Annotated in this window: 24 protein-coding genes; 20 read left to right on the top strand and 4 right to left on the bottom strand. The window is 66.0% G+C overall.

The annotated features are described in order from the left end of the window. Positions 1-25 precede the first annotated feature (25 nt). Positions 26-937 carry a bestrophin family protein gene (locus QKY98_RS09145; RefSeq protein ID WP_027602042.1) on the top strand — a complete coding sequence of 304 codons (912 nt, stop codon included), beginning with the start codon at positions 26-28 and terminating at the stop codon, positions 935-937. Positions 938-1065: 128 nt separating this feature from the next. Here the strand turns inward: QKY98_RS09145 and QKY98_RS09140 are convergent, their stop codons facing one another. Next, positions 1066-1251, bottom strand: coding sequence for a DUF1272 domain-containing protein (locus QKY98_RS09140; protein ID WP_284670939.1), 186 nt, complete (start codon positions 1249-1251; stop codon positions 1066-1068). Positions 1252-1276: 25 nt separating this feature from the next. Next, positions 1277-2263 carry a GlxA family transcriptional regulator gene (locus QKY98_RS09135; RefSeq protein WP_077172618.1) on the bottom strand — a complete coding sequence of 329 codons (987 nt, stop codon included), beginning with the start codon at positions 2261-2263 and terminating at the stop codon, positions 1277-1279. A gap of 137 nt (positions 2264-2400) precedes the next feature. Here QKY98_RS09135 and scpB point away from each other — a divergent pair, with 137 nt between their 5' ends. Then, complete coding sequence (scpB, locus tag QKY98_RS09130; protein WP_044342567.1) at positions 2401-3147, top strand: SMC-Scp complex subunit ScpB; 747 nt, start codon at positions 2401-2403, stop codon at positions 3145-3147. Between the two features lie 633 nt (positions 3148-3780). On the opposite strand, the gene gap is transcribed toward scpB, so the two are convergent. After that, complete coding sequence (gap, locus tag QKY98_RS09125) at positions 3781-4785, bottom strand: type I glyceraldehyde-3-phosphate dehydrogenase (RefSeq protein ID WP_007158681.1); 1005 nt, start codon at positions 4783-4785, stop codon at positions 3781-3783. Positions 4786-4921: 136 nt separating this feature from the next. Between gap and edd the strand changes: the two genes are divergently transcribed. From edd to QKY98_RS09065, 12 genes are all read left to right on the top strand, one after another. Further along, positions 4922-6751, top strand: coding sequence for a phosphogluconate dehydratase (gene edd, locus QKY98_RS09120; protein ID WP_007158680.1), 1830 nt, complete (start codon positions 4922-4924; stop codon positions 6749-6751). Continuing rightward, positions 6748-7725, top strand: coding sequence for a glucokinase (locus tag QKY98_RS09115; protein ID WP_007158679.1), 978 nt, complete (start codon positions 6748-6750; stop codon positions 7723-7725). The genes edd and QKY98_RS09115 overlap by 4 nt, the downstream gene beginning before the upstream one ends. Before the next feature lie 105 nt (positions 7726-7830). Beyond that, positions 7831-8571, top strand: coding sequence for a response regulator (locus QKY98_RS09110; protein ID WP_007158678.1), 741 nt, complete (start codon positions 7831-7833; stop codon positions 8569-8571). Beyond that, positions 8561-10009, top strand: coding sequence for an ATP-binding protein (locus QKY98_RS09105; protein WP_108580971.1), 1449 nt, complete (start codon positions 8561-8563; stop codon positions 10007-10009). The genes QKY98_RS09110 and QKY98_RS09105 overlap by 11 nt, the downstream gene beginning before the upstream one ends. A 124-nt stretch (positions 10010-10133) precedes the next feature. Then, positions 10134-11396, top strand: a complete 1263-nt coding sequence (locus QKY98_RS09100; protein WP_044342565.1) for an ABC transporter substrate-binding protein — start codon at positions 10134-10136, stop codon at positions 11394-11396. A gap of 163 nt (positions 11397-11559) precedes the next feature. Then, the gene (locus QKY98_RS09095; RefSeq protein WP_027599667.1) at positions 11560-12477 is read left to right on the top strand and encodes a carbohydrate ABC transporter permease; all 918 of its coding nucleotides are present in this window, start codon (positions 11560-11562) and stop codon (positions 12475-12477) included. Continuing rightward, positions 12470-13300: a carbohydrate ABC transporter permease gene (locus QKY98_RS09090; RefSeq protein ID WP_007158674.1), complete on the top strand. Its 831-nt coding sequence runs from the start codon at positions 12470-12472 to the stop codon at positions 13298-13300. The genes QKY98_RS09095 and QKY98_RS09090 overlap by 8 nt, the downstream gene beginning before the upstream one ends. 11 nt (positions 13301-13311) lie before the next feature. Then, positions 13312-14412, top strand: coding sequence for an ABC transporter ATP-binding protein (locus QKY98_RS09085; RefSeq protein ID WP_284670730.1), 1101 nt, complete (start codon positions 13312-13314; stop codon positions 14410-14412). Positions 14413-14540: 128 nt separating this feature from the next. Continuing rightward, entirely contained in the window at positions 14541-15446 is a 906-nt protein-coding gene (locus QKY98_RS09080) for a carbohydrate kinase family protein (RefSeq protein WP_007158672.1), read from the top strand. A gap of 40 nt (positions 15447-15486) precedes the next feature. Then, a complete protein-coding gene (locus QKY98_RS09075) occupies positions 15487-16698 on the top strand; it encodes an AGE family epimerase/isomerase (RefSeq protein ID WP_284670729.1) in 1212 nt (403 codons plus the stop codon). Between the two features lie 64 nt (positions 16699-16762). Then, positions 16763-18163 (top strand): carbohydrate porin, encoded by a 1401-nt coding sequence (locus QKY98_RS09070; protein ID WP_284670728.1) that lies wholly within the window; start codon positions 16763-16765, stop codon positions 18161-18163. A 92-nt stretch (positions 18164-18255) separates the two neighbouring features. After that, entirely contained in the window at positions 18256-18429 is a 174-nt protein-coding gene (locus tag QKY98_RS09065; protein WP_007158669.1) for a DUF1289 domain-containing protein, read from the top strand. A gap of 389 nt (positions 18430-18818) precedes the next feature. Here the strand turns inward: QKY98_RS09065 and QKY98_RS09060 are convergent, their stop codons facing one another. After that, complete coding sequence (locus QKY98_RS09060; protein ID WP_144944716.1) at positions 18819-19688, bottom strand: LysR family transcriptional regulator; 870 nt, start codon at positions 19686-19688, stop codon at positions 18819-18821. 141 nt (positions 19689-19829) lie between these two features. Between QKY98_RS09060 and leuC the strand changes: the two genes are divergently transcribed. From leuC to QKY98_RS09030, 6 genes are all read left to right on the top strand, one after another. Continuing rightward, on the top strand, positions 19830-21254 hold the full coding sequence (gene leuC / locus QKY98_RS09055) for a 3-isopropylmalate dehydratase large subunit (RefSeq protein WP_027602049.1): 1425 nt from the start codon (positions 19830-19832) through the stop codon (positions 21252-21254). A gap of 11 nt (positions 21255-21265) precedes the next feature. After that, positions 21266-21910, top strand: coding sequence for a 3-isopropylmalate dehydratase small subunit (gene leuD / locus QKY98_RS09050; RefSeq protein ID WP_027599661.1), 645 nt, complete (start codon positions 21266-21268; stop codon positions 21908-21910). Positions 21911-21955: 45 nt separating this feature from the next. After that, the gene (locus QKY98_RS09045) at positions 21956-22720 is read left to right on the top strand and encodes a class I SAM-dependent methyltransferase (RefSeq protein ID WP_027599660.1); all 765 of its coding nucleotides are present in this window, start codon (positions 21956-21958) and stop codon (positions 22718-22720) included. 19 nt (positions 22721-22739) lie between these two features. Continuing rightward, positions 22740-23822 carry a 3-isopropylmalate dehydrogenase gene (leuB, locus tag QKY98_RS09040; RefSeq protein ID WP_027599659.1) on the top strand — a complete coding sequence of 361 codons (1083 nt, stop codon included), beginning with the start codon at positions 22740-22742 and terminating at the stop codon, positions 23820-23822. A gap of 56 nt (positions 23823-23878) precedes the next feature. Beyond that, the gene (gene asd, locus QKY98_RS09035; RefSeq protein WP_007158663.1) at positions 23879-24991 is read left to right on the top strand and encodes an aspartate-semialdehyde dehydrogenase; all 1113 of its coding nucleotides are present in this window, start codon (positions 23879-23881) and stop codon (positions 24989-24991) included. A 76-nt stretch (positions 24992-25067) separates the two neighbouring features. Continuing rightward, positions 25068-26063, top strand: coding sequence for an aspartate-semialdehyde dehydrogenase (locus QKY98_RS09030; protein ID WP_284670727.1), 996 nt, complete (start codon positions 25068-25070; stop codon positions 26061-26063). The last annotated feature ends 33 nt before the right edge of the window (positions 26064-26096 follow it).

Below are 26096 nucleotides of genomic sequence, written 5' to 3'. Positions count from 1 at the left end.
CCTTACCTCAATCGAGAACACCGCTGTGATCACCCGTCCCCAGAATCCCTCGCTGCGCGAGCTGCTGTTCACCGTTCGCGGCTCCATCGTCCAGGCGATCTGGCCCAAGCTGCTCTATGTGGTGCTGCTGAGCCTGGCGGTGACCCTGAGCCATGGCGTCTTCCTGCGCTTCGACTTCGGCCTGACCACCACGCCGCTGACCCTCTGGGGTCTGACCCTGGCGATCTTTCTCGGCTTTCGCAACACCACCGCCTACCAGCGCTTCTGGGAGGCGCGCGGTCTGTGGGGCGAATTGCTGATCGCCGGGCGCAACCTGGCGCGCCAGGTCGAGACCCTGCTGCCGGGGCTGAGCTCGACCGAGCGCCGCGAGCTGCTGACTCCGCTGCTGGCCTTCGGTTATGCCCTGCGTGACCACCTGCGCCGTGAAGCGCCGTCGGCCGATCTGCAGCGCGTGTTGGTGGGAGAGGATGCTTTGCTCGCGGCACCGCACCGACCCAGCGCGCTGATCCGCCGGCTGGGCACCCGGCTGGTCGCCAGGGCCCGCGAGGAAGGCCTCGGCGATCCGCTGATCGCCAACCTCGACCACCAGCTGGACCGGCTGACCGCGGTGCTCAGCGGCTGCGAGCGCATCCGCCAGACGCCCATTCCCTATCCCTACATCCTGATGCTGCACCGGGTGGTGCACGTCTATTGTTTCCTGCTGCCGTTCTGCCTGGTGGACAGCCTGGGCTGGTTCACGCCCCTGGCGGTGCTGGTGCTGGCCTACACCTTCTTCGGCCTGGACGCCCTGGGCGACCAGATCGCCGATCCCTTCGGCACCCAGCCCAACCACCTGCCACTGGACGCCCTCAGCCGCGGCCTGGAGATCGCCGTGCTGGACCTGCTGGGCGAGCCTACGCCCGAGCCGATCCGGGCGGAGGCGGGGTTGTTGCGGTGAGGGCAGGGCGGATAGCCCCCTATCCCCGTGGGAGAGGGCTGGAGTGAGGGCACGCCTCACCGCGGACGCCCAGTGGAAAAGGCTGCGCCGTTTTCCACGCTACGGCTGTCGATACGCCCGGCGTCGATTCAATCTTCCGGGTCCTTTGGTTCCCGCCGCGGTCGCCTGAGCAACTCCCCCTGGCAATTCGGGCAGCGCTGCTGTAACGGCCCCGCGGCGCATTCCGCGCAAAAGGTGCACTCATAGGAGCAGATCAGCGCCTCCTCGCTCTCCATCGGCAGCGCCTTGGCGCAGTGTTCACACGAGGTACGCATGTCCAGCATGACCGTCTCTCCCTAATCAGGCGCCAAAGCGCGCTGCGTAGTCCTGGGGGCTGACCGCCAGGTGCTTGTGAAAGGTGCGCCGGAGGTTTTCCGGATGGCCGAAGCCGCACAGGCGCGACACGGTGGCGATGGACGCCTGGCCGTCCTGCAGGAGCGCCCGCGCCGTCTCCAGGCGGACCTGCTCGACATAGCGCCCCGGTCCCATGCCCACCTCGCGGCTGAACAGGCGCGACAGGGTGCGCGGCGCCATATGGGCGCGCTCGGCCAGGCGCTCCAGGCCCAGGTCTTCCCCCAGGTGACCGGGAATCCAGTCGAGCAGGGCGGCCAGTCGCGGCGTCCGCCCCGGGTCAGGGGCCAGGCAGGCGCTGAATTGCGCCTGGCCACCGGGGCGGCGCAGGAACATCACCAGCCGGCGCGCCACCGCCAGGGCCAGAGGGCGCCCGAGATCGGCTTCTACCAGCGCCAGCGCCAGGTCGATGCCGGCGGTGACACCGGCCGAGGTGAAGACATGGGGATCGCCATCGCGTCCCTGGGGATCGTAGGTATGCAGGCGATCGCCCTGCACCGCGATGGCCGGAAAGGTCGCGAGTTCGTCGACATAGGCCCAGTGGGTGGTGGCGCGCCGGCCGTCCAGCAGCCCGGCACTGGCCAGCAGCAGGGCGCCGGAACACACCGAGCCGAGTCGTCGTACCCGGGGTTCCAGGTCGCGCAGCCAGGCCAGCAGCCCGGCGTCCTGGCGCAGCGTCTCGATGCCCAGGCCGCCGGGGACGAGCAGGGTGTCCACCTCGCCCACGTCGAGGTCGTACCAGCTCTGTTCGGCCTGGATGCCGATCCCGGCGGAGGTACGCACCAGCCCTTCGGCGGCGCCCAGCAGGCGCAACTGATAGTGGGCGGGCAGCCCCTGGCGCTCCCGTTCCAGATTGGCCGAGGCGAACACCTGCAGCGGACCGGTGACGTCCAGACTCATGACATCGGGATAGAGCAGGGCGGCGATCAGCGGCATGGGTGGCTCTCCGTAGCGATCTGCCGAGGATGCCCTGGCCGCCAGGCTGGCGACAAGGTCAAACACCCCAAGAATCTGGCCATCCTGCGACAGGTTGGATTTGGCGGCACCCGCGCCCGGCCTTATCATCGCCGCCCATGAACTACACCGATCCCAAGCAACTGGCGCCGCTGCTGGAAGCCATCCTGCTCGCCGCCGGCCGACCTCTGACCCTGGAGCGCCTGGCCGAACTCTTCGAAGAGTACGAACGCCCCGAGCCCGCCCACCTGCGTGCTGGTCTCGCGGTGCTCGGCGGCTCCTGCCGCAAGCGCGGCTTCGAACTCAAGGAAGTGGCCTCAGGCTATCGTCTGCAGGTGCGCGAAAAGTACGCGCCCTGGGTCGGACGGCTCTGGGAAGAGCGCCCGCCCCGCTATTCCCGCGCCATGCTGGAGACCCTGGCGCTAATCGCCTATCGCCAGCCCATCACCCGCGGCGAGATCGAGGAGGTGCGCGGGGTGGCGGTCAACAGCCAGATCGTCAAGACGCTGCTGGAGCGCGACTGGATCCGCGTGGTCGGCTATCGCGACGTGCCCGGGCGCCCGGCCATGTTCGCCACCACCAAGACCTTTCTAGACTATTTCGACCTGCGCAGCCTCGACCAGCTGCCGCCCCTGGCCGAAGTCCGCCAACTGGAGCCCGAGCCGGCCTCGGTGCTGGAAGACCCCGAACTGAGCCTGGCGGCCCTGGGCGTCGGTGATGCGCAAGAAGTGGAGGAGGGCACCCTGGTGCTTCCCGAACGCACCAGCTTCCGCACCCTGCTCACCGAGCTGGACGCCATGGAAACCGGCCTCAAGACCGATTTCGATGATCTGCAGCAGGCGGTGGACGAGGAAGACCAGGGTTGAGTCGGGCCCGTTGGGCTTCGCGTTGCTCAACCCAACCTTCACGCTGAGCCGCCCCTTTCCCGCCGAAAGCAGACCCCTCGCTCGAATAGCCCCCTCTCCCTCGGGGAGAGGGTTGGGGTGAGGGCACGCTTCACGATGAAGGCCCAGGCGGAAAAGGCTGCGCCGTTTTCCACGCTACGGTGCTTTCCTGGCCGCGGAAGACCAACCGCTCGCTCGAACAACCCCCTCTCCCTGGGGGAGGGTTGGGGTGAGGGCACGCTTCACGATGAAGGCCCAAGCGGAAAAGGCTGCGCCGTTTTCCACGCTACGGTGCTTTCCTGGCCGCGGAAGACCAACCGCTCGCTCGAACAACCCCTCTCCCTCGGGGAGAGGGCCGGGGTGAGGGGCAGGGCTCACTATGGGTGCTTGACCGGAACAGGCTCCGACTCGTATCGCGGCCATGCCGGTGCGCCGTAGCGACCGCTCCTACAGAAGATCCAGCTGCTGTAGGAGCGGCCCATGGCCGCGATAAAGACAGTGGCTCTTATCCTCGGAACTCCCCCGCAGGAGCGGCCGCATCCATGGACCGACCTTGCCGCAGCCGAAAACGAAAAAAGCGCCCGAAGGCGCTTTTTCAGCTGAGTCCTACAGACCTCAGGCCGGCGCGTTGACCAGCGCCTTGCAGGTATCGAGCATACGGTTGGAGAAGCCCCACTCGTTGTCGTACCAGGCCATGATCTTCACCAGCTTGCCGCTCACCTTGGTGTGGTTGGCGTCGAAGATCGACGACAGGCGGTTGTGGTTGAAGTCGATGGAGACCAGCGGCTTGTCGTTGTAACCCAGTACCGGCGAGGCTTCGGCCGCGGCCTTCATGAAGGCGTTGATGGTCTTGGCGTCGGTTTCCTTGGCGGTCAGGATGGTCAGATCGACCAGTGACACGTTGATGGTCGGCACCCGCACGGCCATGCCGCTAAACTTGCCTTGCAGCTCCGGCAGTACCAGGCCCACGGCCTCGGCGGCACCGGTCTTGGTCGGGATCATCGACTGGGTGGCCGAACGCGCCCGGAAGGGATCAGAGTGATAGACGTCCGACAGGTTCTGGTCGTTGGTGTAGGCATGGATGGTGGTCATCAGACCGTTCTCGATGCCCAGTTCGCGCTGCAGCACCTGGGCGACGGGCGCCAGGCAGTTGGTGGTGCAGGAGGCGTTGGAGATGATCTGGTGCGACTGGCGCAGGATGTTGTCGTTGACGCCATAGACGATGGTGGCGTCCACGTCCTTGCCCGGGGCCGAGATGATCACCTTGGAGGCGCCGGCTTCCAGGTGGGCAGCGGCCTTGTCGCGGTTGGTGAAGAGACCGGTGCACTCGAACACCACGTCGACCTTCATCTCTTTCCACGGCAGCTCGGCCGGATTGCGGATGGCCGTCACGGCGATGCGATCGCCATTGACCACCAGCTTGTCGCCCTCGACGGACACCTCGGCAGGGAAGCGGTCATGAACGCTGTCATACTGTAGGAGATGCGCATTGATGGCGGCGTCGCCCAGGTCGTTGATCGCGACGACCTCCAGGTCCTGGCGATAGCCTTCGGTATACAGCGCCCGCAGCACGTTGCGGCCGATGCGTCCAAAACCATTGATGGCAATACGAATACTCATTGAGAGAAACCTCGCGATAGCTGGGTTTTGTTGTAAAAAACATTACACATGACGCGTGCTAAGCGGAATAATAGCGCCAATTTGGCTGTGAATGTTTTAAATAACAACAAATTTAGCCCGGTGGAGAATCGAAACCATGCATCCTCGCGTCCTCGAAGTCACACAGCGGTTGGTGGAACGCAGTCGTCCGACCCGTGAGCGTTACCTCGCCATGATCCGGGCCGCCGCCAGCGACGGTCCGCAGCGCGGCAAACTGCAATGCGCCAATTTCGCCCATGGCGTCGCCGGGTGTGGATCCTCGACGGATAAGCAGCGCCTCCGTTTGATGGACCAGGCCAACGTCGCCATCGTTTCCAGCTACAACGACATGTTGTCGGCTCATCAGCCCTATGAGCACTATCCGGAGATCATCAAGCAGGCCCTGCGCGAGATCGGCTCCGTCGGTCAGTTCGCCGGTGGCGTACCCGCCATGTGCGATGGCGTGACCCAGGGCGAGGCCGGCATGGAGCTGAGTCTGGCGAGTCGCGAAGTCATCGCCATGTCCACCGCCGTGGCCCTGTCGCACAACATGTTCGACGCCGCGCTGCTGCTCGGCATCTGCGACAAGATCATTCCCGGCCTGATGATCGGCGCGCTGCGCTTCGGCCATCTGCCGATGATCTTCGTCCCGGGCGGCCCCATGCCGTCGGGCATCTCCAACAAGGAGAAGGCGCGCGTGCGCCAGGCCTTCGCCGAGGGCAAGGCGACCCGCGAAGAGCTGCTGGAATCGGAGATGAAGTCCTACCACAGCCCCGGCACCTGCACCTTCTATGGCACCGCCAACACCAACCAGGTGGTGATGGAGGTCATGGGCCTGCACCTGCCGGGTTCCTCCTTCGTCAATCCCTACACCCCGCTGCGTGACGAACTCACCCGCGAGGCGGCGCGCCAGGTGACCCGCATCACCCACCAGGGTGGCAACTTCATGCCGCTGGGCGAGATCGTCGACGAGAAGTCCATCGTCAACTCGGTAGTGGCCCTGAGCGCCACCGGCGGCTCGACCAACCACACCCTGCACATCCCGGCCATCGCCCAGGCCGCCGGCATCCAACTGACCTGGGACGACATGGCCGAGATCTCGGCGGTGACCCCGACCCTGGCCCAGGTCTATCCCAACGGCAAGGCCGACGTGAACCACTTCCACGCCGCCGGTGGCGTCAACTTCATGGTGCACACCCTGCTCGAGGCCGGGCTGCTGCACGAAGACGTCAACACCATCATGGGCCGTGGCCTGTCGCGCTACCTGCAGGAACCCTTCCTGGTGGACGGCAAGCTGGAATGGCGCACCGGCCGGGCCGAGAGCCTGGACGAAGACATCCTGCGTCCGGCCAGTCGCCCGTTCAACGAGGAGGGCGGTCTGCGCGTCATGCAGGGCAACCTCGGTCGCGGCGTGATGAAGGTGTCGGCCGTGGCGCCCAAGCACCAGCTGGTGGAAGCCCCGGCGCGGGTCTTCCATGACCAGAGCGAACTGGCGGCCGCCTTCAAGGCCGGCGAGCTGGAGCGCGATTTCGTCGCGGTGGTACGCTTCCAGGGACCCAAGGCCCTGGGCATGCCCGAGTTGCACAAGCTCACCCCCTACCTGGGCGTGCTGCAGGATCGCGGTTTCAAGGTGGCGCTGGTCACCGACGGCCGCATGTCCGGCGCCTCGGGCAAGGTTCCGGCGGCGATTCACGTGTGCCCGGAAGCCATCGATGGCGGTCCGCTGGCCAAGGTCTGTGATGGCGATCTCATCCGTGTCGATGGGCGTACCGGAGAGCTGAAGATTCTGGTCCCGGCGGACGAATGGATGGCCCGCCAGGCGGTCGAAGCGCCCCAGGGCACCGGGGTAGGCTGTGGTCGTGAGTTGTTCGCCTTCATGCGCGGCGCCATGAGCACGGCCGAATCAGGTGCCAGTGCATTTACTTCCAGCCTGGAGGCGCTGAAATGAGTTTGGCTTTGGTTGGCGACATCGGGGGCACCAATGCCCGCTTCGCCCTGTGGCGCGACGGTCGCCTGGAGGCCATCGAGGTCTTCGCCTGTGCGGATTACGCCTGCCCGGAAGACGCCGTGCGCAAGTACCTGGCGCAGACCGGCGTGGCGCTGGACGACATCACCGCCGTGTGCCTCGCCTGTGCGGGCCCGGTGGGCGAGGGTGACTTCCGCTTCACCAACAATCACTGGGTGATCAAGCGCGAGCAGTTCTGCCGCGAGCTGGGCCTGACCCATCTGCTGCTGATCAACGACTTCACCTCCATGGCCTGGGCGATCGCCCGCCTGGACCCGGCGGACTCCGTCCAGGTGCGCGACGGCATCGCCCTGCCGACCCGCCCGCGCCTGGTGATCGGGCCGGGCACCGGCCTGGGTCTCGCCAGCCTGGTGCCGAGCGGCAAGGATCGCTGGATCGTGCTGCCCAGCGAGGGCGGTCATGTCGACCTGCCGATCAACACCCAGCGCGAATTCGATATCTGGAAGATCCTCAAGCGCCAGTTCGGCAACCACGTCTCCGCCGAGCGCGTGGTGTCCGGCAGCGGCCTGGTCAACCTCTATCACGCGAGTTGCGAACTGGACGGCCGGACCGCCGCCCTGCACAGCGCGGCGGACATCTGCGAGCTGGCGCTCAAGGGTGATCCCTATGCCGACGCCGTGCTGGAACAGTTCTTCATCTGGCTGGCGCGGGTCGCCGGCAACGCGGCCCTGACCCTGGGCGCCCTGGGGGGCGTCTACATCGCCGGCGGGATCCTGCCGCGCTTCGTCGAGCGCTTCCAGAGCGGGGCCTTCGCCCATGCCTTCGCCGACAAGGGCAAGACCAGCAGCGCCTACCTCAAGGACATCCCGGCCTGGCTGGTGACCGCCGAGTACCCGGGCCTGTTCGGTGCCGGCGTTGCCCTGGATCAGACCATCGCCGAGGCACGGCAGGCCTGATCCATCCCCGGGGTCGGGCGACTACTCAAGGTCGCCCGACCCCGGTATGCTGCCGGCACTACCGGTAGCTGGCCTCCGGCCAAGACAACAAGAGCGAACATCGCCATGTCCACCCTGGGCAAATCCCTCCTGGTCGTCGACGACGACGGGGAAATCCGTGAGCTTCTCGACGCCTATCTCACCCGTGCCGGCTATTTGGTGCGCGCCGTCGGCGACGGCCGCGAACTGCGCCGGGCGCTGGGCGACTTCGTCCCCGATCTGCTGATCCTCGACGTCATGCTTCCCGGCGAAGACGGCTTCGCCCTCTGCCGCTGGATGCGCGAGCAGTCCAGTTGCCGCCAGGTCCCCATCATCATGCTTACCGCCAGTTCCGACGAAGCCGATCGGGTGATCGGCCTGGAGCTGGGCGCCGACGACTACCTGGGCAAGCCCTTCAGTCCGCGTGAATTGCTGGCACGCATCAAGGCGCTGCTGCGCCGGGCCGGCTTCGGCGAGACGCGCCCGGCGGCCACCGGTCTGCTCACCTTCGACGACTGGCGCCTGGATCCGGTCAGCCACCGGCTGTTCCATCGCGACGGTGAGGAGGTGATCCTCTCCGGCGCCGATTTCACCCTGCTCAAGCTATTTCTCGACCATCCCCAGCAGATCCTCGATCGCGACACCATCGCCAATGCCACCCGCGGGCGCGAGGTGCTGCCGCTGGAGCGCATCGTCGACATGGCGGTGAGTCGCCTGCGCCAGCGCCTGAGAGACACCGGCAAGTCGCCGCGGCTGATCCGCACCGTACGGGGTTCCGGCTATCTGCTCGCCGCCGAGGTCAGCGGACTGGTCGCCGATGCGGTGTAGCGGTCTGCTCGCGCGGCTGGTGCCGCGTTCCCTGTTGGCGCGGATGCTGCTCCTGACCCTGCTGGCGGTGCTCCTGGCCCAGGGTGCCTCGGCACTGTTCTGGTCCGCCTCCCTGCGCAGCGACCGCAACCAGGGCCTGCAGACGGCGGCCCGCAGCCTGGGCTATTCCATCGCCGCCAGCGTGCGCTACTTCAGCCTGCTGCCGCCGGCCTATCGGCCGCTGGTGCTGGAGCAGTTGCGCAACATGGGCGGCACGCGCTTCTTCGTCTCGCTCAACGAAAAGCCGCTGACCATGCAGGCGCTGCCGGATACGCCCGGCCGCCGGGCGGTGCTCCAGGGGGTCGAGGCGGTACTGCGCGAACGCCTGGGCGCGGCCATGCCGATGTACGTCGAATTCATCGGCCCGCAGCAGCTGCGGCTATTCAACGGCGCCGTGGCGCTCGACGAACTGCCGCGCTCCTGGGCACACTACGCCCTGAGTCTGGAGCCGCTGGAGCCGCCGGTGCTGGTGACCCAGATCCGCATCGGCGAAGGGGAGTGGGTGTATCTCGCCACCCTGATGCCGGCGCCCTACTACAGCCTGGACGAGTCCTGGCTGCCGCTGCAGCAGCTGCTGTTCATGGTCTTCAGCAGCGCCTTCCTGCTGCTGTTCATCGGCCTGCTGATCCGCTGGCAGAGTCGCCCGCTCAAGCGGCTGTCGCGTGCCGCGCGAGAGCTGTCGCTGGAGGTGCATACGCCGCCGGTGCGCGAGGAGGGCGCCCAGGAGATCCGCGAGGTCACCCGCGCCTTCAACGCCATGCGTGAACGCATCGCCCGTTACCTGGACGAGCGCGCCCAGCTGTTCAGCGCCATCTCCCACGACCTGCGCACGCCCATTACCCGGCTGCGTCTGCGCGCCGAGCTGGTGGACGACGAGGTGATGCAGGCCAAGCTGGTGCGCGATCTCGACGAGCTGGACCTGCTGGTCAAGGGCGCCCTGCAGTGCGTCAAGGACACCGACATCCACGAGAATCTGGAGCCGGTCGACCTGCAGGCGCTGCTGCTGCAGTTGGTGGAGCCCTTCACCCAGGAGCAGCCACCGCGGGTGCGCCTCACCGGGGAAGCCCGGGGCACCCTGCTGGGCAAGCCGCTGGCGCTGAAACGCTGCATCGGCAACCTGCTGGACAATGCCCTCAAGTATGGCTATCGCGCCCACCTGCAGGTGGAAGACGACGGCCAGACCTTCGTCCTGCATGTCGACGACGAAGGCCCGGGAGTGCCGGAGCGGGAGCTGGAGCAGGTGTTCCAGCCCCATGTCCGTCTGGCCACCGACCGCCAGGGTTATGGCCTGGGCCTGGGCATCGCCCGCAACCTGGCCCATGCCCATGGTGGCGAGGTGGAGCTGCGCAACCGGCGCGAGGGCGGTCTGCGGGTTACCCTGACCCTGCCGCGCAGCTAGGTAGCCGTTTTTCGCTATGTCACCAGCCCGTGACAAATCTCCTTCCCTTCGTTACCCACGGCCGCAGTCGTCTGACTAGACTCGGCCCAGCTCCAATAAAAAAACAACAAGGAACGACCCCCTCATGAATGCGTTGAATCGTCTCGCTCTCGCCGTTTCCCTTTCCTGCGCCGCGCTCGCCGCCCCCCTGACCGCCCATGCCGGTGAGGTCGAGGTGCTGCACTGGTGGACCTCCGGTGGCGAGGCTCGCGCCGTCGATGTCCTCAAGCAACTGATGCAGAAGCAGGGCGATACCTGGAAGGACTTCGCCGTGGCCGGTGGCGCCGGCGAGGCCGCCATGACCGTGCTCAAGACCCGCGCCGTCTCCGGCAATCCGCCGTCCGCCGCCCAGCTCAAGGGCCCGGACATCCAGGAATGGGCCGGCATGGGCTTCCTGGCCAACATCAGCGACATCGCCAAGCAGGGCAACTGGGACACCATCCTGCCCAAGCGCGTGGCCCAGACCATGCAGCACGATGGCGAATACGTCGCGGTACCGGCCGGCATCCACCGCATCAACTGGCTGTGGATCAACCCCGCCGTCTTCAAGAAGGCCGGCGCCAAGGTCCCCACCACCCTGGACGAATTCTTCGAGGCCGCCGACAAGCTCAAGGCCGTCGGCGTCGTGCCCCTGGCCCATGGTGGCCAGAACTGGCAGGACGGCACCATCTTCGAATCCCTGGTCATGGCCATCATGGGTCCGGAAGGCTACGACAAGGTCTTCGTCCAGACCGATGCCGACACCATCCGCAGCGACAAGATGGTCGAGGTGTTCAAGACCTTCAAGCGCATCAAGGGCTATGTCGATCCCAACGCCGCCGGTCGCGACTGGAACCTGGCCACCGCCATGGTCATCGAGGGCAAGGCCGGCATGCAGATCATGGGTGACTGGGCCAAGGCCGAATTCACCGCTGCCGGCAAGAAGCCGGGCGTCGACTACGAGTGCGTGGTGATGCCGGGCACCCAGGGCGACTTCATCTACAACATCGACTCCCTGGCCATGTTCAAGATCAAGAACAAGGATAACCAGAAGGCCCAGGACGACCTGGTGCGCACCGTCATCGACAAGCCCTTCCAGGAGGTGTTCAACCTCAACAAGGGCTCCATCCCGGTACGCAACGACATCGACCTGGCCAAGTTCGACAGTTGCGCCCAGCAGTCCGCCAAGGACTTCCAGACGGCCAACGCCGAGGGCAAGGCCGAGCCGAGCATGGCGCACAGCATGGCCAACACCAGCTATGTGCAGGGCGCCATCTTTGACGTGGTGACCAACTTCTTCAACGACGCCAACGCCGATCCGAAGAAGGCCACCGAGCAACTGGTCGCCGCCATCCAGGCCGCGAAGTAAGGCCAATCGCGGCCATGGCGGTCCGCCGCTGAGACCGCTCCTGCAGGCGCCGGAACTGCCTGTAGGAGCGGCCCATGGCCGCGATAAGCCCAGGTGCTGTGCCGCGATGCATTCTGAGACCGGCCAGCTCCATAAAAATAATACCACCCCTTGGGAGCGCCCCATGGCTCTTACCGAAACCCTTCCCGTCGCGACCGTCAGTCGACGTCCGGACCGGCTGCAGCGCCTGCTGCCCAAGCTGGTGCTGGCGCCCACGGCCATCGCCATGGTCGTCTGCCTCTATGGCTACATGCTGTGGACGGCGGTGATCTCCTTTACCAACTCGCGCTTCCTGCCCAGCTACACTTTCGCCGGCTTCGCCCAGTACGCCCGGCTCATGGAAAACGATCGCTGGCTGGTGGCCTGCAAGAACCTGGCGATCTTCGGCGGCCTGTTCATTCTGCTGAGCCTGGCCATCGGCGTCTTCTTCGCCATCCTGCTGGACCAGCGCATCCGCCGCGAAGGCTTCATCCGCACCATCTACCTTTATCCCATGGCGCTGTCGATGATCGTCACCGGCACCGCCTGGAAGTGGCTGCTCAACCCCGGCATGGGGCTCGACAAGCTCTTGCGCGACTGGGGCTGGGAAGGCTTTCGCTTCGACTGGCTGGTGGATCCCGACCGGGTCATCTACTGCCTGCTGATCGCCGCCCTCTGGCAGGCCTCGGGTTTCGTCATGGCCATGTTCCTCGCCGGCCTGCGCGGCGTGGATTCCTCCATCCTCAGAGCCGCCCAGGTCGACGGGGCAGGGCTGCCGACCATCTACCTGCGCATCGTCCTGCCCAGCCTGCGGCCGGTGTTCTTCAGTGCGGTGATGATCCTCGCCCACATCGCCATCAAGAGCTTCGACCTGGTCATGGCCATGACCGCGGGCGGCCCCGGTTACGCCTCGGACCTGCCGGCGGTGTTCATGTACCAGCACACCTTCACCCGCGGCCAGATGGGCCTGGGTTCGGCCAGTGCGGTGCTGATGCTCGGCGCGGTGCTGGCGGTGCTGGTGCCCTACCTCTACTCGGAATTGCGGAGCAAGCGAAATGGCTAAGGCTCTGAACGTCAATCGCGTGGCCATCCACGCCACCCTGATCATCGCCTGCGCGGTCTATCTGGTGCCGTTGCTGGTGATGCTGCTGACCAGCTTCAAGACCCCGGACGACGTCCGCACCGGCAACCTGCTGAGCCTGCCCCTGGATTGGACGATCATCGGCTGGCTCAAGGCCTGGGACGTGGTGCACAGCTACTTCTGGAACTCCTTCATGATCACCGTCCCGGCGGTGCTCATCTCCACCTTCATCGGCGCGCTCAACGGCTACGCCCTGTCGAAGTGGCAGTTCCGCGGGTCGAATCTGCTGTTCAGCCTGCTGCTGTTCGGCTGCTTCATTCCCTTCCAGGTGATCCTGCTGCCGATGTCCTTCACCCTCGGCCAGCTGGGCCTGGCCAATACCACCGCCGGCCTGGTGCTGGTGCACGTGATCTACGGCCTGGCCTTCACCACGCTGTTCTTCCGCAACTACTACGTGGGCATCCCCGATGCCCTGATCAAGGCGGCGCGGCTGGACGGGGCGGGTTTCTTCACCATCTTCTTCAAGATCCTGCTGCCGCTGTCCACGCCCATCGTGATGGTCAGCCTGATCTGGCAGTTCACCCAGGTGTGGAACGACTTCCTGTTCGGCGTGGTGTTCGCCAGCGGGTCGTCGCAGCCCATCACCGTCGCCCTGAACAACCTGGTCAACACCAGCACCGGCGCCAAGGAATACAACGTCGACATGGCCGCCGCCATGATCGCCGCGCTGCCGACGCTGCTGGTCTACATCTTCGCGGGTAAGTATTTCGTCCGGGGCCTGACCTCGGGCGTGGTCAAAGGATAAGGAAGGCCACCATGGCAGCTCTCGAACTCAAAAGCGTACGCAAGACCTACGGCAACGCCGCCCAGGAAGCCCTCAAGGGTATCGACATCCGCATCGACGCCGGTCAGTTCCTCATCCTGGTCGGGCCATCCGGCTGCGGCAAATCCACCCTGATGAACGCCATCGCCGGCCTCGAAGACATCAGCAGCGGCGCCATCTGCCTGGACGGCGAGGACGTCACCCAGGTCGAGCCCAAGGACCGGGACATCGCCATGGTGTTCCAGTCCTACGCCCTGTATCCGACCATGACCGTGCGCGAGAACATCGCCTTCGGCCTGAAGATCCGCAAGACGCCCAAGGAGCAGATCGACGCCGAGGTGGCGCGGGTCAGCAAGCTCCTGCAGATCGAGCATCTGCTGGACCGCAAGCCGGCGCAGCTCTCCGGTGGTCAGCAGCAGCGGGTGGCCATGGGCCGCGCCCTGGCCCGCCGGCCCAAGCTCTATCTGTTCGACGAGCCGCTGTCCAACCTCGACGCCAAGTTGCGGGTGGAGATGCGCACCGAGATCAAGCTGATGCACCAGCGCCTGCAGACCACCACCGTCTACGTCACCCACGACCAGATCGAAGCCATGACCCTGGGCGACCGCGTCGCGGTGATGAAGGACGGCGAGGTGCAGCAATTCGGCACCCCCGAGGAGATCTACAACGATCCGGCCAATCTCTTCGTCGCCAGCTTCATCGGTTCGCCGCCGATGAACTTCGTGCCGGTGCGCCTGGAAGCGCGCGAGGGCAGGGTGGTCGCCCGCGTCACCGGTGATATCGGCGACAGCCAGGTGGACCTGCCCGATCTGGATCCAGCGCTCGCGGGGCGAGAGGCTATCCTTGGGGTGCGCCCGGAGCAGATCCAGTCGGCGCATCCGGCGGACAACGCCGTGCCAGGCATCCTGACGCGGATCCAGGTGGTCGAGCCGACCGGTCCCGATACCCTGCTGTATGCCGAGTGGAACGGCACCAAGGTCTGCTGCCGGGTGGCCCCGGGTGAAGCGCCGCGGGCCGGCGACCAGGTGCTGTGGCGGATCGATTCGCGACGGGCGGTGCTGTTCGATCCTGCGAGCGGTCGCCGACTTTCTTGAACGGAGCTCATGGCTGAAACGTTACAGCAATGGTAAGGTCCGCCCGCCGCCGCGCCTGACGTCGGGTCGCGGCCCTACCAGAGGCCAGGAGTGCAGCTCCGGCCGCCGTGACAGACAGGAGAACAACAATGGCACTACCCCGCGTTGTGGTCTTTGGCGAAGCCCTCACCGACATCGTCCAGGGTAATCCTGGCGAATGGCGGGGTTACCCGGGCGGTGCCCCCTGGAACGTGGCGCGTGGCCTGGCCCGGCTGGGCGTGGAAAGCGCCTTTGGCGGCGCCATCAGCCAGGACGGTCTGGGTGACGAGATCGCCTGGCAGTCGGAAACCGCCGGCCTCGATACCCGCTTCCTGCAGCGCGTCGCCGCCGATCCGCTGGTGGCCATCGTGCCGTCGAGTCGTCCGCCGCGCTATTTCTTCGCTGGCGAAGCCGATCTCCAGTTCGATCCGGCGCTGCTGCCCGAAGGCTGGCTGGAGGCCGCCGAGGTCTGCCATTTCAGCTGCATCAGCCTGGCCCGCTATCCGCTGGCCGACACCCTGCTGGACCTGGCCCGTCAGGCCAAGGCCGCCGGCAAGCGCCTGAGCTACGACCCCAACTGGCGCAACCTGATGGACGATCGCTATCGCCAGCAGACCTTTCCCGAGCTGGTGCGCCTGGCCGACGACATCAAGCTGTCCGACGAAGACATCCGCCAGATCTATCCGGGCCTGGACGAGCGTGCCGCGCTGGACGAATTGCGCGCCCTCAATCCCCACGCCCGCATCCTCTTCACCCGCGGCGAACACGGCCTGGTGCTCTATACGCCGGAAGGCGAGTGGCAGCAGGCCGCCATCGCCGTGGACGTGGCCGACACCGTGGGTGCCGGCGACGCCTGCATGGCCGGCTGGCTGGCCTCCGGCCTGCTGGGCCTGACCGATCTGCAGCAGCGCCTGAGATTCGCCGCGGCCAGTGCCTCGGTGTCCTGCCGCCATGCCGGCGCCTATGCGCCGACCCGCGCCGACGTCGAAGCCCTGCTGCAGGTGAGCCCCCTCTAGACCGCGTTCCCACAACAACAATAGCCGCCAAGGAAACCCGATGGACTTCCCCGATTTTCGTCGTCGCGACACCCTGCTGGAGCACGTCCGCCACACCCTGGCGTTCTACCATCCCCGCTGTGTCGATCGGCAAGGCGGCTTCTATCACTTCTTCAAGGACGACGGCACGGTCTACGACAGCCAGACCCGCCATCTGGTCTCCAGCACCCGCTTCGTCTTCGATTTCGCCATGGCCTACCGGCACTATGGCGATCCGGCCTTTCTGGACGCGACCCGCCATGGCCTGAGATACCTGCGCGAGCGGCATCGCCAGGCCAATGGCGGCTATGCCTGGCTGCTCGACGGCGACACCGTGGTGGATGGCACCAATCACTGCTATGGCCTGGCCTTCGTGGTGCTGGCCTATGCCCACGGCTTGCAGGCCGGCATCGAGGAAGCCCGCGGCTGGCTGAGCGAAGCCTGGGAATCCCTGGAGACCCATTTCTGGCGCGAAGCCGATGGCCTCTATGTCGACGAGATCAGCGCCGACTGGCAGACCGTGGCGCCGTATCGCGGCCAGAACGCCAACATGCACGCCTGCGAAGCCCTCCTGGCCGCCTTCGAAGCCAGTGGCGAGGTGCGCTACCTGGACCGCGCCGAGACCCTGGCGCGCAACATGACCCAGCGCCAGGCCGCACTGACCCTGGGGCAGGGCGGGGTGGCCGACGAGGTCCCCGGCGGCCTGGTCTGGGAGCACTACCACAGCGACTGGTCCATCGACTGGGACTACAACCGCGACGATCCGGCCAACCTGTTCCGGCCCTGGGGTTTCCAGCCGGGGCACCAGATCGAATGGGCCAAGCTGCTGCTCATCCTCGAGCGCCATCGCCCGCAGCCCTGGCTGCTGCCGCGCGCCCAGGCGCTGTTCGACATCTCCTGGCGCCTGAGCTGGGATGGCGAGCACGGCGGTCTCTACTACGGCTTCGCCCCGGACGGCTCGCCCTGCGATCCGGACAAGTATTTCTGGGTGCAGGCGGAGGCCCTGGCCGCCGCGGCGCTGCTCGCGGAGCGCAGTGGCGAGGCCCGCTACTGGGAACACTATGAGGCGCTCTGGCGCTACAGCTGGACGCATTTCATCGATCACGAGCACGGCGCGTGGTGGCGCCTGCTCGACCGTCGGAACCACAAGTACTCCGACGACAAGAGTCCGGCCGGCAAGGTCGACTACCACACCATGGGTGCCTGTTACGAAGTCCTCAACGTCCTGCCGTAAGTATTAGAGACGCGGGTTTCGGGCACCCGGGGTGTCATCACTTCAATAAAAAGGGATCTCAGTAATGAACAAGCAAAACCACAAGAATCGTCCGGGGCGCGCACTGCCCCTGGTGTCGCTGCTGGCCCTGGCGGTCGCCGCGGGTGCCCAGGCGGCGCCCCAGGCCAACCCGGGTGGCAACTTTAGTGGCGTCAACAACACCGAGGCCGCCTTCGAGCCGCTGGGCAACACCATGACCGGTGACTGGGGTGGCGTGCGCAAGGACCTGCGCGACAAGGGCTGGGACATCAAGCTCGAATACGTCGGCGAGGGCGCGACCAACCTGCGTGGCGGCTACGACGATGACCGCACCGGGCGCTGGAGCTCCCAGTACATGTTTGGGCTCTGGGGCGACATGAACAAGATCGCCGGCTGGGAGAACTCGGTGTTCAAGCTGGCCATCACCTCCCGCGACGGCCGCAACCTGACCGACGACCGCATCACCGATCCGCGCGTCGGCGGCTACTCCTCGGTGCAGGAAGTCTATGGCCGTGGTCAGACCTGGCGTCTGACCCAGCTGTGGCTGTCCAAGGGCTTCTTCGATGGCCGTCTGGACATCAAGGCCGGTCGCTTCGGCGAGGGCGAGGACTTCAACTCCTTCGAGTGCGACTTCCAGAACCTGGCGTTCTGCGGCTCCCAGGTCGGCAACTGGGAAGGCGTCTGGTACAACTGGCCGGTCAGCCAGTGGGCCCTGCGCGTCAAGTACAGCCTGACCCCAGAGCTGTTCGTCCAGGTCGGCGCCTACGAGCAGAATCCGTCGCTGCTGGAAACCGGCAACGGCTTCAAGCTCAACGGCAGCGGCACCAAGGGTGCGGTCCTGCCGGTGGAAATGGTCTGGTCGCCCAAGGTCAACGGCCTGCCGGGCGAATACCGCGTCGGCTACTACTACAGCACCGCCAAGGCCAACGACGTCTACGAAGACGTCAACGGCAACTCCGCCGCCCTCACCGGGCTGGATTACAAGGAGCACTCCAGCAAGCACGGCTACTGGATCGTGGCGCGTCAGCAGATCACCGCACACAACGATGACCCGAGTCGCGGCCTGTCGGTCTTCGCCAACTTCACCGCCCATGCCAAGGACGTCAACAAGGTCAGCAACTACGTCCAGGCCGGCCTGGTGTACAAGGGCCCCTTCGACGGTCGTCCCAAGGATGACATCGGCTTCGGCGTCGCGCGCATCAGCACCAACAGCGACTTCCGCGACAACCAGCGCGCCCTCAACCAGGCCGCCGGTGCCACCGACTACGACGATCCGGCCTACACGCCCCTGCAGCACAACGAGTACGACGCCGAGCTCTACTACGGCGTGCACGTGACCAACTGGCTGACCGTGCGACCCAACATCCAGTACATCAAGAGCCCGGGTGGCGTGCGTGAAGTCGACAATGCCGTGGTCGGCGGCCTGAAGGTTCAAGCGGTTTTCTAAATCGCCCCCATAGCCCGCCATCCTGCCGGATGGCGCTGGACAGGGCCCTGCAGTGGTTATACTGCAGGGCCTTTTTCATTTCCGAGGTTGCCGTGGGTAAGGTCGAAAGTCCCTGCATCAGCCAGTGCAAGATCAAGGACGAAGTCTGCCAGGGATGTGGCCGCAAACGCTCAGAGATCAAGGGATGGAAGGAATTGAAGGACAAGGAGCGCAAGGAAGTCATCGACAAGTCCAGGAAGCGCCTGAAGAAGCTCAAGAAGGGCTGATGCGTTTCTGACGGCGCCGTAGGTTGGTCTGAGCGCCGCGAAGCTCGACAATGCCGGGCCGCGTGCCTTATGCGAGTGCCGGCTGATCGCGGCCATGGGCCGCTCCTACAGCACAGGCCAAATTACAGGAGCGGCCGCATCGGCGGACCGCCATGGCCGCGATGTAGACATCCAGCCCAGGTCGAGCCCGCGCTGTTGGAGTTGAACCCCTACTCGGATAGCCCCCTCTCCCTTGGGGAGAGGGTTGGGGTGAGGGCGCTCCTCGCCATCAACCCCCCCTTGCGGAAAAGGCTGTGCCGTCTCCACGCTACGTATCTATGAGTACGGAGCCTGCCTGTAGGAGCGGCCCATGGCCGCGATCTCAGGCACGGCTAGTCCCCAATCACGGCTCAACCCGCCTCATCCAGCAACCCCATGAACGCCTGCGCCGCATTCGAATGGGTGCGCTCGGTATGCAGGATGTACCCGAGCTGGCGCTCCAGCTGAATCCCCGGCAACGGCAGGCGACGCACCTGGTCGTCCAGCAGGGTACGCGGCAGCACGCTCCAGGCCAGGCCGATGGACACCAGCATCTTGATGGTCTCCAGGTAGTTGGTGCTCATGGCGATATTGGGTGTCAGTCCCTGGGCATCGAACAGCCCATGCACGATCAGCCGGGTAAAGGTATTGCCACCGGGAAACACCGCCGGATGCCGCGCCACGTCGGCCAGGGTGACCTCCGCCTGGTTCGCCAGCGGATGTTCGGGCGCCGCCACGAAATCCAGCGGATCGCTCCACACCGGCACCGCCTTGATCGGCGCCGCGGTCTGGGGTGCCAGGGTGATGATCGCCAGCTCCACCCGCCCATGCAGGATCTCGTCGTAGGCCGCTTCCGAATCGAGAAAGCGGATGTCCAAGGCGACGTCGGGATAGTCCCGGGTGAAGCGCCTGAGGATCGGCGGCAGCCGGTGCAGGCCGATGTGGTGACTGGTCGCCAGCGTCAGCCGCCCGCCGATGGCACCATTGAGATTGGTCAGGGCACGCCGGGTGTCATCGATCACGCCTAGAATCTGATAGGCGCGGGGGAGCAGGGCGCGTCCCGCCTCGGTCAGGCTGACCTCGCGCCCGATGCGATCGAACAGCCGCAGTCCCAGCTGCAGCTCCAGGGCGGCGATGCGTTTGCTCACCGCTGGCTGGGTCAGGTGTAGCCGCTCGCCCGCATCGGAAAAGCCGCCGGTTTCGGCCACCGCGACGAAGGCATTCAGATTGGCGAGATCCAAGACGTCGAATTCCTGTTGGTTATGCGCTTCATGAAAAAGATGAATTTGTTTCATGCGAGCCTAGCGCGGTATCTTTGACCCCACAAGCACCAAGGGCATGCAAAGGCCCGTGCCGTTCCACGCCTGATGAGGAATCGATCCATGGCTGGCAAGACGCTCTACGACAAACTCTGGGATATGCACCTGGTCAAGCAGCGCGACGACGGTTCCGCGCTGCTCTACATCGACCGCCACATCATCCACGAAGTGACCTCGCCCCAGGCTTTCGAAGGCCTGCGTCTGGCCGGCCGCAAGCCCTGGCGTCTGGACGCCAACCTGGCGACCCCCGATCACAACGTGCCGACCACCCCCGATCGCAAGGAAGGCCTCGACTCCATCAAGGACGAGATCTCGCGCATCCAGGTCCGCACCCTGGACGAGAACTGCGACGACTTCGGCGTCACCCAGTTCAAGATGAATGACGTCCGCCAGGGCATCGTCCACGTGATCGGCCCGGAGCAAGGCGCCGTGCTGCCCGGCATGACCGTGGTCTGCGGTGACTCCCACACCTCCACCAACGGCGCCTTCGGTGCCCTGGCCCATGGCATCGGCACCTCCGAGGTCGAGCACGTGCTCGCCACCCAGTGCCTGGTGGCCAAGAAGATGAAGAACATGCGGGTGTTGGTGGAGGGTGAATTGCCCTTCGGCGTCACCGCCAAGGACATCGTGCTCGCCGTCATCGGCAAGATCGGCACCGCCGGCGGTAACGGCCATGCCATCGAATTCGCCGGCAGCGCCATCCGCGCCCTGTCCATGGAAGGCCGCATGACCATCTGCAACATGTCCATCGAGGCCGGTGCCCGGGTCGGCATGGTCGCGGTGGATCAGACCACCATCGACTACGTCGAGGGCCGTCCCTTCGCGCCCACCGGCGCCGTCTGGGAAGCCGCCGTCGCCCAGTGGCGCGGCCTGGTGTCCGATGCCGATGCCCACTTCGACACCGTGGTCGAACTCGACGCCGCCCAGCTCAAGCCGCAGGTCAGCTGGGGCACCTCGCCGGAGATGGTCCTGGCCGTCGACCAGCAGGTACCGGACCCGGCTCGCGAAGCCGATCCGGTCAAGCGCGGTTCCATCGAGCGCGCCCTGAAGTACATGGGCCTCAAGGCCAACCAGCCGATCACCGACATCGTGCTGGACCGCGTCTTCATCGGCTCCTGCACCAACTCTCGCATCGAAGACCTGCGCGCCGCCGCCGCCGTGGCCAAGGGCCGCAAGGTCGCCGCCACCCTCAAGCAGGCGCTGGTGGTGCCGGGCTCCGGCCTGGTCAAGGCCCAGGCCGAGCGTGAAGGCCTGGACAAGGTGTTCATCGAAGCCGGTTTCGAATGGCGCGAGCCGGGCTGCTCCATGTGCCTGGCGATGAACGCCGACCGCCTGGAGAGTGGCGAGCATTGCGCTTCCACCTCCAACCGCAACTTCGAAGGCCGTCAGGGCGCCGGTGGCCGTACCCATCTGGTGAGCCCGGCGATGGCCGCCGCCGCCGCCATCGCCGGTCGTTTCGTCGACGTCCGCGACTTCGCCAACGCCTGAGGAGCCTGACCATGCAAGCCTTTACCCAGCACACCGGTTTGGTCGCACCCCTGGATCGCGCCAACGTCGACACCGACCAGATCATTCCCAAGCAATTCTTGAAGTCGATCAAGCGCACCGGCTTCGGCCCCAACCTGTTCGACGAGTGGCGCTACCTGGATGTCGGCCAGCCCGGCCAGGACCACAGCAAGCGTCCGCTGAATCCCGAGTTCGTGCTCAACCAGCCGCGCTACCAGGGCGCCAGCATCCTCCTGGCCCGCGAGAACTTCGGCTGCGGTTCCAGCCGCGAGCACGCGCCCTGGGCGCTGGATGGCTACGGCTTCCGCTCGGTGATCGCGCCGAGCTTCGCCGACATCTTCTTCAACAACAGCTTCAAGAACGGCCTCTTGCCGATCATCCTCAGCGATGCCGACGTCGACGAGCTGTTCCGCCAGGTCGAAGCCAGCGAGGGCTACCAGCTGGTGGTCGATCTCGAGAGCCAGACCGTGCGCCGTCCCGATGGCGTGGCGCTGTCCTTCGAGATCGATGCCTTCCGCAAGCACTGCCTGCTCAATGGCCTGGACGACATCGGCCTGACCCTGCAGGATGCCGACGCCATCGCGAGTTTCGAAGACCGCTATCGCCAGAGCAGTCCCTGGATGTTCCCCAGCGCCTGAACCCAGTCGCCGGCCCGCGAGGTCGGCGCTCTTTCCGGAGGCTCCATGAGCGGTGACCACGAGCAACACGTACAGCAGCAATTCGGCGCCACCGCCGAGGCCTATCTGACCAGTGCCGTCCATGCCCAGGGCGCCGAACTCCTCGAACTGCGCGACGCCGTGGCCCAGCGCGAAGGCGCCAAGGTGCTGGATCTCGGCTGCGGTGGCGGTCACGTCAGCTACAACGTGGCGCCCGTGGCCGGGCAGGTTGTCGCCCTGGACCTGGCCGAGGAAATGCTCTCGGTGGTCAAGCGCAGCGCGGCCGAGCAGGGCCTGGACAACATCAGCGTCCAGCCCGGCATGGCCGAGCACCTGCCGTTTGGCGACGCCAGCTTCGACTTCGTCTTCAGCCGCTATTCGGCGCACCACTGGCGCGACATCGGTGCTGCCCTGCGCGAAGTGCGCCGGGTACTGCGCCATGGCGGCGAGATGGCCATCATCGACGTGATTTCGCCAGCCAACCCGCGCCTGGATACCTACCTGCAGACGGTGGAGATCCTGCGCGACATCAGCCACGTGCGTAACTATTCCTTCGCCGAGTGGCACCGCCTGCTGGACATGGCGCGCCTCGGCGTGACCCGTTGCCGTCGCCAGCGCCTGCGCCTGGACTTCGCCAGCTGGACTGCGCGCATGCGCACCCCCGAGCCACAGTGCCAGGCCATCCGCAGCCTGCAGAGCAAGATCGGCCAGGAAGTGCGCCAGTATTTCGAAATCGACCGCGACGGCTCCTTCACCGTCGACGTCATGGTTCTCTGGGCCCAGCCCATCTGATTTGGAACAGGAAAAGACAATGAGCAAGCAGATCCTCATCCTGCCGGGCGACGGCATCGGTCCGGAAATCATGGCCGAGGCGGTCAAGGTGCTGGAAGCGGTCAACCGCGACCATGACCTCGGCTTCGAACTGGTTCATGACGACCTGGGCGGCGCCGCCATCGACCGTTACGGCGTGCCCCTGGCCGATGAGACCCTGGCGCGTGCCCGCGCCGCCGACGCCGTGCTGCTGGGCGCCGTGGGCGGTCCCAAGTGGGACAAGCTCGAGCGCGACATCCGTCCCGAGCGCGGTCTGCTGAAGATCCGTTCCGCCCTGGGCCTGTTCGGCAACCTCCGTCCGGCCATCCTCTATCCGCAACTGGCCGAAGCCTCGACCCTCAAGCCGGAAGTGGTCTCCGGCCTGGACATCCTCATCGTCCGCGAGCTGACCGGTGGCATCTACTTCGGCTCGCCGCGCGAGACCCGGGTGCTGGAGAACGGCGAGCGCCAGGCCTTCGATACCCTGCCGTACAGCGAAGGCGAGATCCGCCGCATCGCCCGCGTCGGCTTCGACATGGCCCGCCTGCGGGGCCGCAAGCTGTGCTCGGTGGACAAGGCCAACGTCCTCGAATCCAGCCGCCTGTGGCGCGAAGTGGTGGAGGAGGTGGCCAAGGACTATCCGGACGTCGAACTCAGCCACATGTACGTCGACAACGCCGCCATGCAGCTGGTCCGCGCGCCCAAGCAGTTCGACGTCATCGTCACCGACAACATGTTCGGCGACATCCTCTCCGACGAGGCCTCGATGCTGACCGGTTCCATTGGCATGCTGCCCTCGGCGTCCCTGGATGCGCACAACAAGGGCATGTACGAACCCTGCCACGGCTCGGCGCCCGACATCGCCGGCCAGGGCGTCGCCAACCCGCTGGCCACCATCCTCTCGGTGGCCATGATGCTCAGATACACCTTTGGTGCCGCGGCGGCGGCCGAGGCCATTGAGGCGGCGGTGGGCCAGGTGCTGGACCAGGGCCTGCGGACCGGCGACATCTGGTCGGAAGGCAAGCAGCGGGTCGGTACCCGCGAGATGGGCGAAGCAGTAGTAGCGGCGCTCGTTAGGCGTTAATCTGATCGGCCGCCAGGGGAGGCGGCCGTCCTCAAGACAACAAAGGTGCAGTAGCGATGAAACGTGTAGGTCTGATCGGTTGGCGTGGCATGGTGGGCTCCGTGCTCATGCAGCGCATGCTCGAAGAGCGGGATTTCGACTTGATCGAGCCCGTGTTCTTCACCACCTCCAACGTCGGCGGCGAAGGCCCGGCCATTGGCAAGGGCGTGGCGCCGCTCAAGGATGCCTACAGCATCGACGAGCTCAAGACCCTCGACGTCATCCTCACCTGCCAGGGCGGCGACTACACCAGCGAGGTGTTCCCCAAGCTGCGCCAGGCCGGCTGGAAAGGCTACTGGATCGACGCGGCCTCCAGCCTGCGCATGCAGGATGACGCCGTCATCGTGCTGGACCCGGTCAACCGTCGCGTCATCGACCAGGCCCTGGCCGATGGCCGCAAGGACTTCATCGGCGGCAACTGCACCGTCAGCTTGATGCTGATGGCCCTGGGCGGCCTGTTCGAAGCCGGTCTGGTGGACTGGATGAGTGCCATGACCTACCAGGCTGCCTCCGGCGCCGGTGCGCAGAACATGCGCGAGCTGATCCGCCAGATGGGCGCGACTCACGCCGCCGTCGCCGACAGCCTGGCCGATCCGGCCAGCGCCATTCTGGACATCGATCGCCAGGTCGCCGAGACCCTGCGTAGCGAAGCCTTCCCCACCGAGCAGTTCGGCGTTCCCCTGGCCGGCAGCCTGATTCCCTGGATCGACAAGGAACTGCCCAACGGCCAGAGCCGCGAAGAGTGGAAGGCCCAGGCCGAGACCAACAAGATCCTCGGTCGCTTCAAGAATCCGATTCCCGTGGACGGCATCTGCGTGCGCATCGGCGCCATGCGCTGCCATAGCCAGGCGCTGACCATCAAGCTCAACAAGGACGTGCCGCTGTCCGACATCCATGGTCTGATCAGCCAGCACAACCCCTGGGTCAAGCTGGTGCCGAACAACCGCGACGTCAGCATGCGCGACCTGACCCCGGCTGCCGTCACCGGCACCCTGAGCGTGCCGGTCGGCCGCCTGCGCAAGCTGAACATGGGCTCCCAGTACCTGGGCGCCTTCACCGTGGGCGACCAGCTGCTGTGGGGCGCCGCGGAGCCGCTGCGGCGCATGCTGCGGATCCTGCTGGAACAGTAGGTCGACGGCTAAACGTTTGCTTAGGGAGGAGGGCCGCCAGTAAAGTGCGGCCCTCTTTCGTTGCGGACGCCTCATCATGACTGCCAGAGATATCGCCCTCGTCGGCGCCACCAGCGCCTACGGCGAAGCCATTCGTGAACTCCTCGACGAGCGCGACGTGCCCCTCGGGCGGCTGCACCTGCTCGCCAGCGGTGAGTCGGCGGGTCAGAATCTGCCCTTCCGAGGCAGCAACCTGCGCGTCACCGGGCTCGAAGGCTTCGATTTCGCCCAGGTCGGCATCGCCATCCTCGCCGTGCCCGCCGCCGTGGTGGAAAGCCTGAAGCCGCAACTGGCCGCCGCTGGTTGCGCCGTGCTCGATCTCAGCGGCGCCTCCGCCGCGCTGTCCGTACTGCCGCGCATCAATGGCGAACGCCTGGACAGCCTCGCGGCGAACGCCTGGCTCGGCGTTCCCCTGGCGGCTGCCCAGGCCGCCGCCAGCGTGGCCGCCGTGCTGGCCCGCCTGAATGCGCTCACCGATGCGTCCCTGACCGCTTGCCTGGCAGCCTCCGGCGCCGGCCGTGGCGGCGTCGAGGAACTGGCGCGGCAGGCCACCGAATTGCTCAATGGTCGCCCGGTGGAGGCCCGGCTGTTCGAAGGCCAGCTGGCCTTCAATCTGCTCGGTCGCACCGGTGCACCGGCCGCGGATGGCTATACTGCCCAGGAACATCGCCTGCTGGACGAATGTCAGCAGGTGCTGGGAGCGACCTTGCCGGTGCTGGATGTCACGGCCCTGCAGGCCCCGGTCTTCTTTGGCGACAGCCTGGCGCTGAGTCTGAGGGGCAGGGAGCAATGGCAGCTGGAGCAGGTGCTCGAGGCCCTGGGTGACGAGCCGGGTCTGGCGCTCGACGAAGACGTCGATTGTCCGTCGGCGGTCGGCGATGCCCTGGGGCGGGAAGAGGTGCTGGTGGGGCGAGTACGGCGACATCCGCGGGATGCGCGACGGCTGGAATGCTGGCTGGTGGCGGACAATGTCAGATTGTCGGCACTGACGGCCGTTCAGCTGGCCGAATTGTTGCTTAAACAGTCGGCCTAAAAGATACTTCGTGAAATGCTTCGCCCTTTTGGC

Source organism: Pseudomonas sp. HR1, assembly GCF_030175875.1.
GTDB classification, from domain to species: domain Bacteria; phylum Pseudomonadota; class Gammaproteobacteria; order Pseudomonadales; family Pseudomonadaceae; genus Chryseomonas; species Chryseomonas oryzihabitans.
This window is presented reverse-complemented; position numbering and strand designations above follow the sequence as displayed.